The sequence below is a fragment of the Archangium sp. genome, assembly GCF_036277355.1.
Taxonomy (GTDB): Bacteria; Myxococcota; Myxococcia; order Myxococcales; family Myxococcaceae; genus Archangium.
Genome location: NZ_DASUNC010000203.1, coordinates 26768 through 39128, shown reverse-complemented (window position 1 = coordinate 39128; position 12361 = coordinate 26768). Strand labels below are relative to the sequence as shown.

At 68.6% G+C, this 12361-nt stretch carries 11 protein-coding genes; 2 read left to right on the top strand and 9 right to left on the bottom strand.

Features of this window, described 5'->3' with window-relative positions; genetic code table 11:
• Positions 1–187: 187 nt before the first annotated feature.
• Positions 188–1729 carry a PQQ-binding-like beta-propeller repeat protein gene (locus VFZ09_RS50125; protein WP_329734984.1) on the top strand — a complete coding sequence of 514 codons (1542 nt, stop codon included), beginning with the start codon at positions 188–190 and terminating at the stop codon, positions 1727–1729.
• Positions 1730–1764: 35 nt separating this feature from the next.
• Complete coding sequence (locus tag VFZ09_RS50120) at positions 1765–1971, top strand: hypothetical protein (RefSeq protein ID WP_329734983.1); 207 nt, start codon at positions 1765–1767, stop codon at positions 1969–1971.
• Here VFZ09_RS50120 and VFZ09_RS50115 read toward each other — a convergent pair.
• The 9 genes from VFZ09_RS50115 to VFZ09_RS50075 all read right to left on the bottom strand — a co-directional run bounded on the left by VFZ09_RS50115 (position 1935) and on the right by VFZ09_RS50075 (position 12351).
• Complete coding sequence (locus tag VFZ09_RS50115; RefSeq protein ID WP_329734982.1) at positions 1935–3710, bottom strand: hypothetical protein; 1776 nt, start codon at positions 3708–3710, stop codon at positions 1935–1937. The genes VFZ09_RS50120 and VFZ09_RS50115 overlap by 37 nt on opposite strands.
• Positions 3711–3968: 258 nt before the next feature.
• The gene (locus VFZ09_RS50110; RefSeq protein ID WP_329734981.1) at positions 3969–4976 is read right to left on the bottom strand and encodes a UDP-glucuronic acid decarboxylase family protein; all 1008 of its coding nucleotides are present in this window, start codon (positions 4974–4976) and stop codon (positions 3969–3971) included.
• 372 nt (positions 4977–5348) lie between these two features.
• The gene (locus VFZ09_RS50105; RefSeq protein ID WP_329734980.1) at positions 5349–5687 is read right to left on the bottom strand and encodes a hypothetical protein; all 339 of its coding nucleotides are present in this window, start codon (positions 5685–5687) and stop codon (positions 5349–5351) included.
• Between the two features lie 135 nt (positions 5688–5822).
• Positions 5823–6602 (bottom strand): hypothetical protein, encoded by a 780-nt coding sequence (locus tag VFZ09_RS50100; RefSeq protein ID WP_329734979.1) that lies wholly within the window; start codon positions 6600–6602, stop codon positions 5823–5825.
• A 130-nt stretch (positions 6603–6732) separates the two neighbouring features.
• The gene (locus VFZ09_RS50095; RefSeq protein ID WP_329734978.1) at positions 6733–8109 is read right to left on the bottom strand and encodes a pyridoxal-phosphate dependent enzyme; all 1377 of its coding nucleotides are present in this window, start codon (positions 8107–8109) and stop codon (positions 6733–6735) included.
• A 76-nt stretch (positions 8110–8185) separates the two neighbouring features.
• A complete protein-coding gene (locus VFZ09_RS50090) occupies positions 8186–9205 on the bottom strand; it encodes a type VI immunity family protein (protein ID WP_329734977.1) in 1020 nt (339 codons plus the stop codon).
• A gap of 8 nt (positions 9206–9213) precedes the next feature.
• Entirely contained in the window at positions 9214–9993 is a 780-nt protein-coding gene (locus VFZ09_RS50085; RefSeq protein WP_329734976.1) for a hypothetical protein, read from the bottom strand.
• The gene (locus VFZ09_RS50080; protein WP_329734975.1) at positions 9986–11380 is read right to left on the bottom strand and encodes an adenylosuccinate synthetase; all 1395 of its coding nucleotides are present in this window, start codon (positions 11378–11380) and stop codon (positions 9986–9988) included. Before VFZ09_RS50080 ends, VFZ09_RS50085 begins: the two co-directional genes overlap by 8 nt.
• A complete protein-coding gene (locus tag VFZ09_RS50075) occupies positions 11377–12351 on the bottom strand; it encodes a VWA domain-containing protein (protein ID WP_329734974.1) in 975 nt (324 codons plus the stop codon). Before VFZ09_RS50075 ends, VFZ09_RS50080 begins: the two co-directional genes overlap by 4 nt.
• Positions 12352–12361: the final 10 nt, after the last annotated feature.

The following is a 12361-nucleotide window of genomic DNA, read 5'->3' as shown; positions in this document are numbered from 1 at the left end:
ACCCCTGATTTTTCTCGGAGTGCAGTAGGGCCACCCTCCGCGTCCTGTGCCGATGATTCAGGTGAAAGGCCTACATGCCGAGCCGCGGGCGGGGCTGATCCCAGCGGGAACGTGTCCTTCTTGGAGGCGCAAGGGGCAGCGGCCGCCGGGTGGAGTGCGCCGCGCGCCGGGGTGTATCTGGCCGCCCATGACCTCCAACCGACGTTTCACGCACCGGGCCTGGGGCCTGGTGCTGGCGAGCCTGCCAGTGATTGCCTGCGCGCATCTCCTGGGCCCGAGCCTCTGGCAGTTCGCGGGCGGCAACCTGCACAACACGCGAAGCGCGGGCGATGAGCAGCACATCAGCCCCCAGACGGCGCCCCACCTGTACGTGAAGTGGACCTTCACCACCGAGGGCGACGTCTCGGCGACTCCGTCCGTGGTGGAGGGCGCGGTGTACTTCCCCGACTGGGGCGGCTGGCTGCACAAGGTGGACGCCGCCACGGGCGCGCGCATCTGGTCCCGGCGGATCTCCGAGTACACGGGCATCCCCGGCAGCCGCTCGCGCAACACGCCGGCCTTCCACGAGGGGCGACTCTACCTCGGCACGCTCAACGGCGACTTCCTGGCCGTCGACGCGAGCACCGGCGACCTGCTCTGGAAGTCCCATCCGGACGCGCACCCGGCGGCTGTCATCACGCAGTCGGCCATCGTGGATGGCACCCGCGTCTACGTGGGCGTGGCCTCGTACGAGGAGAGCTACGCGGCGGATCCTTCCTACCCGTGCTGCACGTTCCGCGGGAACGTGGTGGCCATGGACACGGCGACCGGCGCGGTGGTGTGGCGCACCTTCGTGATGCCGGAGGGCTACTCCGGCGGGGGCGTCTGGGGCAGCACGCTCGTGCTCGACAAGAAGCGCAACTCCCTCTACGTGACCACGGGCAACAACTCCAACGTGCCGCCCGAGGTGCGCCAGTGCCTGGTGGATGCCACGGATGACGCCACCGCGGCGGCGTGCCTCGCGCCGGACGACTACTTCGACGCCATGCTCTCGCTCGACGCGAGCACGGGCGCCATCAAGTGGGGCCGCAAGCTCTACCCGCAGGACGTCTTCATCCTGACCTGCCTCATCCGCCCCGAGGACTGCCCCCCGCCGGGTGGCCCCGACTATGACTTCGGCCAGGGTGCCATCCTCTTCAAGACGCACCACGCCGATGGAGCCCCGCGCGAGCTGGTGGGCGCGGGCCAGAAGAGCGGCATCTACTGGGCGTTGGATCCGGACACGGGCGCCACGGTGTGGAGCACGCGCGTGGGGCCCGGGGGCGTGGGCGGCGGCATGATGTGGGGCTCGGCCATGGCGGACGGGCGCATCTACGCGGCCAACGTCAATTACGATCACCTGCCCTACACCCTGCCCAATGGACAGACGAGCTCCTGGGGCAATTTCACGGCGCTGGATGCCGCGACCGGGCAGATCGTCTGGCAGACGCCGGATCCGCTCGAGGGCGCGCAGGACCTGGCCCCGGTGACCACGGCGAATGGTGTGGTGTTCGGCTGCTCCATCGACCCGCGGGGCCACATGTACGCGATGGACGCGAGCACGGGCGCCGTGCTGTGGACCTTCGTCAGCGGCGGCTCGTGCAACGCGGGCCCGGCCGTGGCGGATGGGACGGTGTTCTGGGGCTCGGGCTACTCCAACTTCCAGGTGGGCACCCCGAACAACAAGCTCTACGCCTTCACCGTGCCGTAGTGCTTCCGTTTGAAGTCCTTGCGATCTGCGAGTTGGTGCCCGACTACGAGGCCTGGTTCGATCGGCAGATGAGCGCGCTCGAGGATTTCGACGTGACGCTGACGTACTGCTTCACGCCGGGCTCGTGCGGCATCAACGACCACCACACCAGCCCGCCCCACCGCATCGAGGAGTTCGCCGACTTCTGCGCGCGCATGACGCGCCGCTACGCGAAGCAGGTGCTGCGCAGCAGCGTGGCGTAGCGCTCCGCGGCCCGGCGCAGGCGCACCGCCTCCTCCGGGACGAGGCCCTCCAGCGCCGAGGCCGCCAGCGTGTGGTGGCCCAACTGGAAGGCCAGGTAGCACGGCCGGTAGAAGTCCAGGAGCGGCCCGCTGACGGCGTGGCCGCTCGCCCGTGCCACGTACTCGGCGAGGATGCTCTGTTCCGCCGCGTCCAGCTCCAGCTCCACGGCCGCGCCCACCACGTCCCACGCCACGTCCTGGCAGCCGATCAGATCATGCGCGTCGTGGTGGTCCACCGCGTCCGCCTTGAGGAGCCGTCCATCCGGCAGGACGAGCCACTCCCACGCGTGCGGCTTGTTGTCCGTCTCCACCGGGCGCACCTCGGCGGAGAGCCGCTCCAGGCGCGGAGCCCAGGGGCCCAGGGACTCGGCGAACCCGTCTCCCAGCACCTGGGCCGAGTTGTAGCGCGTCATCTCCAGCAGCTTCGCGAGCGAGGCGCCCCACCCGGGCTCCGCGATGAAGCGGCGCGCCCGGAAGCCGAGATAGGCCCCCACGCGCGCCACGAGCTCCGCGCGGTCCAGCCCGCGTGCCAGGGGAAGGGGCCGCGCGCCCTCGAGCCACCGCTGGACGAGGAAGCCGTGCCGCAGCCCCTCCACGTGCGGCGTGAGGCTCGCCTCCGAGAGCTGCCGCGCCCGTGCGAGCCGGCGCTCTCCGTAGAGCCCGAGGCCGGCGAACTTGAGCAGGAAGGCGCCGCGCTCGGACAGGACGAGGTACTTGCGCCGCTCCTGCTGCACGTGCACCGCGGGCCAGTGGCGCTCGTCCGGGAAGATCTTGTGCCGCCAGGCCCCTCCGCTCACGTCCACGAGCGGGCCGTGGACGGGGCCGATGAGGTCCTCGACCCAGGCGGCGAGCGGCGGCGGCGGGTCCTCCGGATGGACGAAGAGGGCGTCGAAATCGGCCGTGTACCGGCGTGCCCGGGCCCAGCGCACCCGGTGGCGCTCGCTGGCCACGGGCCCGAGCTCCCCCGCGTGGCTCGGGAAGAAGAGCAGCCGGTCCTCGGGGATGCCGCGCGCCTCGAGGAAGTCCGCCACCGCCCCGAAGGAGCTGCCCGACAACCCGGGCCCCTCGTCCACGATGGCGACGTGGGACTCCCGCGCGCGCGCCAGGAGCTCGCGCTCGAGCTCGGGCCCGAGGCTGAGGGGGCGCTGAAAGGGATGGCCTCCCGGCCCGACGGTGAAGGGCGGGGCCAGGGTGTTCGCGGCGGCGGCCACCACGCACGCGAGGCCCGTGCCGATGCCGTGGATGCCCACCACCACCGGCGGGCGTGGCAGCAGTCTCAGTGAGCGCGCGGCCTCCAGGTACAGCTCCGGGTAGAGCGCGTAGTAGGCGTAGCCCTCGGGCATCTTCACCGTCACCCGCTCCGGCAACTCCAGGCGCTCGAGTGCGTCGAGTACTTCGTCGGGAACGGGGCCGTAGCGCATGAAGCCGCTCACGTAGGAGTCCCGGACGGCGCGTGCGAAGGCCATGGGGAGCGCGAGGTAGGACGCGCCGCGTGGGCCCGGCTCGTCCTGGCGCCGCTCGGCGAAGTCCGCATCGAGCAGTCCCTGGGCGAGCTCGCCCGCCTCGATGAACAGGGACACCAGCGCCATGTGCCGGGCGATGCCCGCGGGTACGGCCTCCACCCGGCGCAGGCGTCCACGAAGGGCCGTGAGCACCTCGGAGGGCCGTACCTCCCGCGAATGGTCTCCGTAGACGAGCATGGAGCCGTTTCCCCCCTCCGCCTCTTGCTTGCCCGGCTCCCGTCGCCGTGGCCCGGGAGGCCGTCCGCGTTTCGGAGACAAGATAGGGGGCCACCTCCGTGTGAGGCCGATGTCATGCAGTGCGCGCCCGGTGTGCAGGCATCCTGTCAGGCGGCCGGTGGCGGGTCGGCTTCGGAGCGAGGAGTTGAAGGCCCAGGAGGAGGGACTCCTGCTGCGGTGGCGGGCGTTGTCGAATCCCTCCCTTGCGAGGGGATGACGTCAAATCGCTGAACCCGCGTCCGCCAGCTCAGGGGGCGTGTGCACCGGGCTCGGACGCTCGGCCAGGTCGCGGAAGTACCGGATCGTCTCCCTCAACCCATCCTCCAGCCGCACTCGAGGCTCCCAGCCGAGCAGCGTGCGCGCCCGGGAGATGTCCGGCTGGCGCTGCTTCGGGTCATCCCTGGGCAGCGGCTGGAAGGTGATGCGGCTGCTTCCACCCATGGCGTCGCGCACGGCCTCCGCGAACTGGAGGATGGTCATCTCGCGCGGGTTGCCGATGTTTACCGGCTCCTCCACGTCCGACATCGCCAGCCGCACGATGCCGTCGATCAAATCCGACACGTAGCAGAACGAGCGCGTCTGGCTCCCATCGCCGAAGACGGTGAAGTCCTCGCCCCGGAGCGCCTGCCCCACGAAGGCGGGCACCACGCGTCCCTCGTTGAGCCTCATCCGCGGCCCATACGTGTTGAAGATGCGCACGATGCGGGTGCGCACCTGGTGCACGCGCCGGTACGCCGCCACGATGGCCTCCCCATAACGCTTGGACTCGTCGTAGCAGGAGCGCGGGCCAATGGGATTCACATTGCCCCAGTACTCCTCGCGCTGCGGGTGAACCAGCGGGTCACCGTAGATCTCCGATGTGGACGCCTGAAGGAACACCGCGTCCTTGTGGTGCGCCAGCCGCAGTCCATTCTCCGTGCCGAGCGAGCCCACGCGCAGCGTCTCGATGGGCAGCTGTGCGTAGTCGATGGGCGAGGCCGGCGAGGCCATGTTGAAGACGAAGTGCACCGGCCCGTCGAAGCTGAACGGCTCGGTGATGTCGTGGTGCAGCGAGATGAAGCGCTTGTTCATCCTCAGCCCGGCGAGGTTGCGCTCATCGCCGGTGACGAAGTTGTCCAGGCTGATGACCTCGGAGGCTCCATCCGCGAGCAGCCGCTCGCACAGGTGAGATCCGAGGAAGCCCGCTCCCCCCAAGACAACCGCCCGTTTCCCGTGGATTCGATTCATGCACGGGAGGCTGGGGCCGCACAGGGCTTCCAGGGAGCGGTGGCCGATCATCCCGAGGATGCGTGGGTTGATTGCCCGACATGCCAGCACGGCTGCGTACGGCAGACAGCAGCGATGGCGTTCTCCTGTGCACGGCGTTCGGAGGGTGGCCCAGGGTGCGATTGTTCCCGCTCAGGGCCCAAGTCACCTCGCGTTCCTCACACACCGAGGCGCAGGAGAGGCAACGACGATGGATGCGCGAGCGGAAGGCGCTGGAGGCGGCGGTCATCGGTGGGCCCAAGGGCGCGCGGGTCGAGCGGGTGAAGCTCGAGGGCCGCGGCTGGTTCGGGCACCGGGGAGGGCTTCACCTGCTTCGGCATCGGCCGAGGGTCGTCACCCCGGGGGCAGGGGCGTGTACGTGCCGCCCCGCGACTCCACGGCCTGGCGGATGGCCCGCTCGAACTCCTCACGTTGGGTGAACATGCGGATGCCACCCAACGTGATGTTGGCCATCGTCACGCCCATCTCGACGACATTCGAGCTGAACAGCACGTTGAGCGAGCTGAGCCGTGGCATGAGGCGCATGCCCAGCTCCGTCAGCCCGGTGCGCGCCTCGGTGGTGTAGAGCGCCATGCCCTCCCAGTCGTGGAAGATGTCCATCTTCCCCAGGTTGCTGGCGGCGAACTCGTTGATGACGGCCACGGCGATGCGGGAGAACTCGGCTTCGAACAAAGCGCCGCGGAACCTCAACACGAGGACATGGGAGGCGGGGTTCCACTGACGCAGCTCCCCGTTGGGGGAGGTCCACGTCCGGGTTCCATTCTCGAGCGGCCGGGAGAGCATGGGGGGCGGTCAGTATGGCACGCCTTACTCGGTATACAGCGTCACACCGAGGCCGGGCCGGAACGTGCCGATGACGAGCGTGTCCGCGTTGGGCACGGTCGCCAGGCCCACCAGCAGGCTGGTGCTCACGGAGAGCTGCGGCGCGAGCCAGTACTCCAGGCCGCCACCGGCCGCGAGCGTCAACACGCTGGTGCTCGTGTTCGCGGCACCCACCTGGTTGAGTGAGCCCGCCAGCGAGAAGAAGGGACGGAGCGCCTTGCCCGGGGAGTCGCTGTAGATGTTCAGCCCGAGACCCAGCGACAGGCCCGTGAGGGACGTCTTCCCCTGCGACGCGTAGGCGAAGCCTGCATCCAGGTCGATGCCTGCCCGCTCGTTGATGAAGTACCGGATGCCCACGCTGGAGCTGGTGCCCGCGGACTCGCCCAGGCCCAGGGTGCTGCCGAGCAGCGAGGCACGCAGGCCGAACAGCCCCATGCGCGGTCCCACCGGCAGTGCGGGCGTCAGGGGGGCCATGGGGGTCACGGCCGGAGTGGCGGGCGCCGCCGGAGTGGCCGGGGTGGCGGGCGTCTCGGGCGTGGCGGGGGTCGCGGGCGCCGTCCCGGCCGTGTCCTGCGTGTTGCCCGCGTCCGGGTCTCTGACCTCGGCGAGGGCCTTCTGACGGGCCTCTTCCTCGGCGGCCTTCTGCTCGCGATAGCGCTGGATCTCCGCGGCGCGCTCGGCGGCGCTCTTCCGGCGGGTGGTGCCCGACGTCGTCTCGCAGCCGGTGATGGCCAGGGCGAGCAGGGCGATGCTCAGGGTCCGCATGGGGGTCTCCTCCAGAAAAGGGCGGAGCACATACCATCCACGCGCGCAGGTGGGCCACCCGCTCTCCGTGAGAGCGGGCTCCTTCGCCGCCAGGGTTTACGCCCTGTACGAGGTACCTCGTACGGCCCGCTCAGCGCAGCTTGCGCCGCAGGTGGTTGAGCAGATCGATGCGGGTGATGAGGCCGATGAACTCCTCGCCCTCCACGACGATGGGCACGAAGCCCTTGTCGAGCATCGGGAGCAGCTCGCGCACCGGGGTGCGGACATCCACGGTCTGCAGGCGCGTGGTCATGATGTCGCGCACCGGCAGGCGCAGGCGCGTCTCGTCGTCGATGGCCGCGAGCAGCAGGTCCGACTCGTCGATCATCCCCACCACCTTGTTGCCCTCGAGCACCGGCAGCTGGGAGACCTCGTAGAGCTTCATGCGCCCGTAGGCGACGAGCAGCGTGTCGTTGGGGGACAGGGTGACGACGGCGCGCTCGGCGTAGCGGCGGGTGATGACGTCGCGCAGGTCGCCGTGGGCCTGGCGGGGCAGGAAGCCCTGGTCCGCCATCCAGAAGTCATTGAACATCTTGGACAGGTACTTGTTGCCGCTGTCACAGACGAAGGTGCACACGCGCTTGGGCGTGGTCTGCTCGCGGCAGTAGCGCAGCGCCGCGGCGATGAGCGTGCCGGAGGACGAGCCCGCGAGGATGCCGGCCTTCTTGAGCAGCAGGCGCGCCGTCTCGAGGCTCTCCTTGTCGGAGATGGTGTAGGCCTTCTTCACGCGGGTGAGGTCCGCGTTGGGCGGGAGGAAGTCCTCGCCGATGCCCTCGACGACCCAGGAGCCGGCCTTGCCCATCCTGCCCGTCTGCACGTACTCGGCGAGCACGGAGCCCTCGGGGTCGGCGAGCACCATCTCGCACTCGGGAATCGCCTTGGCGAAGTAGCGCGAGAGGCCACCCAGGGTGCCTCCGGAGCCGACGCCGCACACCATCGCATCCAGACGGTTGCCGAGCTGGGCGGCGATCTCCGGGCCGGTGCTGGTCTCGTGGGCCAGGGGGTTGGCGGGGTTGGCGAACTGGTTGACGTAGAAGCCTCCCAGCTCGCGGGCGATGCGCTCGGCCATGTCCTGGTAGTAGTCCGGGTGGCCCTTCTCCACGTCCGAGCGGGTCATGACCACCTCGGCGCCGAGCGCCTTGAGGTGGAGCACCTTCTCCTGGCTCATCTTGTCTGGAATCACCAGGGTGAGCCGGTAGCCCTTCTGGGCGGCGACGAGCGCGAGGCCCAGGCCGGTGTTGCCAGCGGTGGCCTCGACGAGGTGCTTCTGGTGGGGACCGAGCTGGCCGGCCTGCTCGGCGGCGGAAACCATCGACAGGCCGATGCGGTCCTTGATGGAGCCGCCGGGGTTGTGGCTCTCCAGCTTGAGGTAGAGCTCACACGGGCCGGTGTCGAGCTGGGTCACCCTCACCATGGGGGTGTTGCCGATGAGGCCGATCAGGTCGGTGGGAAGAGGTGCGGAGCGCATGGCGGCGCACTGTACACGAGCGCGAGCGCTCCCTGGTGCTCACGGGCGCCGCCGTTGTGCTGCGCACACCCATCGCTCAGTCGAGGAACCGGCGCCACCAGCGGCGCCACTCTTGTTCATCAGCGGATTTGCCCTGGTCGCCGAGGTAGCCCCAGGGAAATGGCTCCTGCCAGGGCTCCAAGACTCGTGCGAGCTCGCGATAGGCGGGGAGCGGCTGACCGTGAGCCGTGTCTCCTGCTTCAGGCTCTGGCCCCAGCAGCACGAGGATACGCTCGCTGTCCAACGCCTGCACCTCCGTGGAAGGGGAGTGGAGCCGGGCGCGGAGGCCCGAGGCTCCTCCCAGCCCACCCAGCACTGGCTCTCCGAGGAAATTCATCCAGTGGACGCCATCCACCTTCACGCCCAGCTCGTCGCGAATGCCGGCGTCGCGAACATCGAAGCCAGGGTGGCGGAAGAGCAGAGGGCGCAGGGTGTCGAGCCGGCCGAGCCTGGGATAAGCGACGTCCAGCGCGAGCCCGGCATGTCCGGAGGCGAAGGGAAGGAGAGAGGCCAGCTCGAGGGCGAGCTCCCGTATGGCGCTGGCACCGCGCTCCTTGAGGTACTCCGTGGGCAGGGTGACACGGAGGACGCTTGCTCTATCGGGTGAGGCCTGCCGCGAGGGAACGCGGGCGTGGTACTCGAAGGAGAAGCCGCTGTCTTGCGTGCCGTAGATGCCGAAGTAGGGGTCCGCACCATCCTTCAAGGCCTGGGAGACCTCGTCGCGCGTGTAATCCTCCGCGTATCGGTGCTCCTTTGGGTTCAGGGTGGCTCGAATGAGTTCCCAGCCTCCGTCATCGAGCCCGCTGGGTTCCCAATCACAGCAGGTGTATTGCGAGAGAGCAGCCGGGTAGGCGCTGACCGCATGCAGGTAGCTGTCGAGCGCGTGGGACACCCCAGCGGCGATGTCGAAGTGGTCGCGGGGCACGAAGAAGACGGCGCGCACGACATCCCGGGCGATGAGGCGGTTCCAATGGCTCGTGACGTCCCCTGTCTCGGGAGCCCAGGACGTGTAGGGGATGGGCCCAGGGATTCGGACTCGCGGACGGATGGAGGTCATGGGCTCATCTACTGGCGAACGATCGCACGCTGAGGAGTGATGAGCGCGGGAAGGCACTCACCGCCAAGGCGTGCATAGGACGTCATTTGTGCCACGACTTCAGCGGTCCATGGATTGGAACCCACGTCGTAGCCGCAGGGGAACTTGAGATCGTAGATGCACTGAACCCGGGTGATGTTCCGGGTGAAGTGGATGACGATGTCGGGTTGCAACGAGCCGTCCCACCTGTCAGTCAGCAGTACCTCTTTGGTGAGCTCGTCTTTCCGAAGACGTGGCTCGATGGAGACGTTGTCGGGGAACTTTTCCGAGAGCCGGCGTTGAATGCACTCGAAGGCGGCGGCGTGCTTGAGCTTTCCGAGATGCCTGCGCCAGGTGGGGGCGAGCTTCTCCCTGACGGTGGGTTGTTTGCCGCACTCGGAATCAGGCAGGGAGCGCCCCTTTCCGAAGAGCTCATCATCCACCTTCGTATTGGCCTCCTTGACGCACGCGACCAGGATCTCCTCGACGGCTTTCTTCTGGGTTTCGTCGAGGAACTTGCTCACGGTGATGAAGCCCTGAAGGGCCTCGGTGGCTTGAATGACTGTCTCGAGCACCTGTCCAGCCCGGACCGCACCCGGAGCGATGATCTCCCCGGTACTCGCATTGATCGGAGCGCCACAGGCCGCGCCACATGATTGGTTGAACTGGGGGCGCGCGCCAGCGTGCTGCCCGCCCCAAGAGAGATGGGGTTGCGCATGTGCGGCCGGATGCGCGAACAGAACAGCGAGAACGATGATCGCTTTATTCATAGGTGGTAGCGCGCTGGCTTCGAAACGAGACGTCACTGGCGCGAGGTCCGTGTGACACGAGATCCACGGTCCTGCCTAGCAGCCGTTCGAGGTGCTCCAGGACCGCGTCGTCGTTCGCTGTACACTCCTCGAGAGAAGGCGTCACGTGCCCCAGCCACCTGGCCAGCCGCTCCTGCCTGTCGAGTGATGGCGTCGTGGCAACGGCCAGCCGCGTGACGAGACCGGCCTCGCTCCGGTGCGCGATGAACTCGGAGTCTCCGCGCATCGGCTCCCGCTGGTAGCCGGCACAGACCTTCCAGGTGCGCAGCTGCTTCAACAGGTCCAGGTGCGTGATGGCCAGCGCATCCACTCCACCCACCACATCGAGCGCGTACCGGGCCAGCACCGCGTCGAACCAGCCGTAGCGGACGTTCCCCTGCCACGCGTTGTGGGTGTTGTGCTCGGACATCACGGGCCGCAGGAGCTCCGTCTCCGTTGGCAATGGCCCCGCGCCATGCCGGGCCATGTGGCTGCGCAACACGCCGATCCGTTCCACCTCGGCATCCAGTCCACTCTCGGCGATCAGTGCCAACGCGTTCGCGGCGGTGCAGTCCGACCACGTCGTGAACGGATGGAAGCCGTGCCACTCGTCGAGCAGCACCCCCTGCGCTCCCTCGAACACCGTGGCCGGGGACTCCGCCATCCAGGCGCCCAGCAGCGAATCGGGCACCACCGCGCCGAGCTTCACCAGGTGCGTCGCCTGTTCGAGCCACGCCTCGATGACGCCCTCGTGCTCGAAGATGGCGCGCTCGTGTCCGGCCGGGCCTCCCGCGGGAATCACATCCCACAGCGCACGCAATTCCTCGTACTTGCGCTCACGGATGCGCTGGAGCTTCCTCCGCGCCCGTGCCGCATCGCGCAGGTCCCCGGCGAGCACGGTCTCCTCCGGATGCTCCAGCGCATCCTGGACCGTCTCCCCAACGCCGACACCGCAGCTGCCGTGCCGCGACTCACCCCGAGCCAGCTCGCGCAGGCGGTTGGCCGATTGGTGGAAGGGCGTGATGACGCGTGCGCGCTCGCTGATGCGGATGCGCGAGAACACATCCCCCACGCCCTGGGTGCGCAGGGCCTCGCCCTCCACGAGCAGGGCCGTGGGGTGGATGACGACGTACCTCGACAGGAACGTCCGGACACCTGGAACGAACGTCCCCGCACCGAACTGCGCGAAGGTGTGGTGCCGGCCCTCGGGCGTGACCACGTTGTGTCCCGCCTGCGCGCCGCCGTTGTACCGCACCACGACGGACGCTCCCGTCCGCCGCACCAGGAAGTCGGTCAGCAGCCCCTTCCCGCAGTCACCGAAACCCAGGTCGATGACGATGGAGGCTCGCCGTCCACCCGGCGTCTTCATTTGAAGACGTTATGGATGAGCTTCTGCAGGCCTCCTCCCTCCGACGGAGCGCCGGACAGGGCAGGGCCTCCGGTGCGTCCGAGCGCCTCCGCCAGGGGCGTCAGTGCCCGGACGGTCGCCGCCAGCCGATCGCCGGGCACGTTCGCGTCCCTCAGCACGCGGCTCAGTCCGTCCACGTCCTTCACCAGCCCCTCGTAGAGGCAGACGGCTCCCGCCGTCACGAAGCAGATGTCCTGCGGCGACTCCATGCACAACACATGGTCTCCCAGCAGGTCCCTCCACCGCCGCTCGCACTTGTTGCGGCGCTCCAGGTCCGGGATGACGAAGAACGGCACGAACGTCTTCTGCAGCTCGGCGACGATCTCCTCGGTCTTCAAGTCGTCGTCCAGCCTGTCCCCGATGATCCCGTCCACGATGTGCTTGGACAGGCTCGGATAGGGCAGCTCGTCACCCGTCATGAAGAGGTAGCCCTTCTTCTTCCGCTTCACCCAGCAGTCCATCTCCGTGTGCTGGGCCAGGAAGTACAGGCCGAGCTCATACGTCTCGTGACCCGTCCCTCCGCCGCCTCCCTCCAGGAAGCTCCACGTCAGCCACTGGTCCATCAGCTCGGCGGTGGACTCGAACTGGCCCACCTGCAGCGGCGCGCTGTCGCTCGTCGCATCCCCCACGGCCATGAAGAGCAGCTGGGGATCCGGCACATGGCAGTCCGTGAGCACCTTCATGAACTTCGGCAGCAGCTGCGTGGCCAGCAGCTTGGGAATCGTCCCCATCGAGCCCGTGACATCCAGCGCGAAGACGATGCCCAGCGAGTTGGGATGCTCGGCGCTGTCGCGGCTCTCCCGGAGGCGGACGCCCTTCGGGTTCATCAGCGCGTGGCAGGACTTCTGCTGGAAGACCTGCTGCGCCGGAAGCCGGGCGCGTCCGCGAAGGAGGGCCTCGTGTGCCTCGCTGCTGTAATTGCCGTGTCCCATCGTCAGTGCT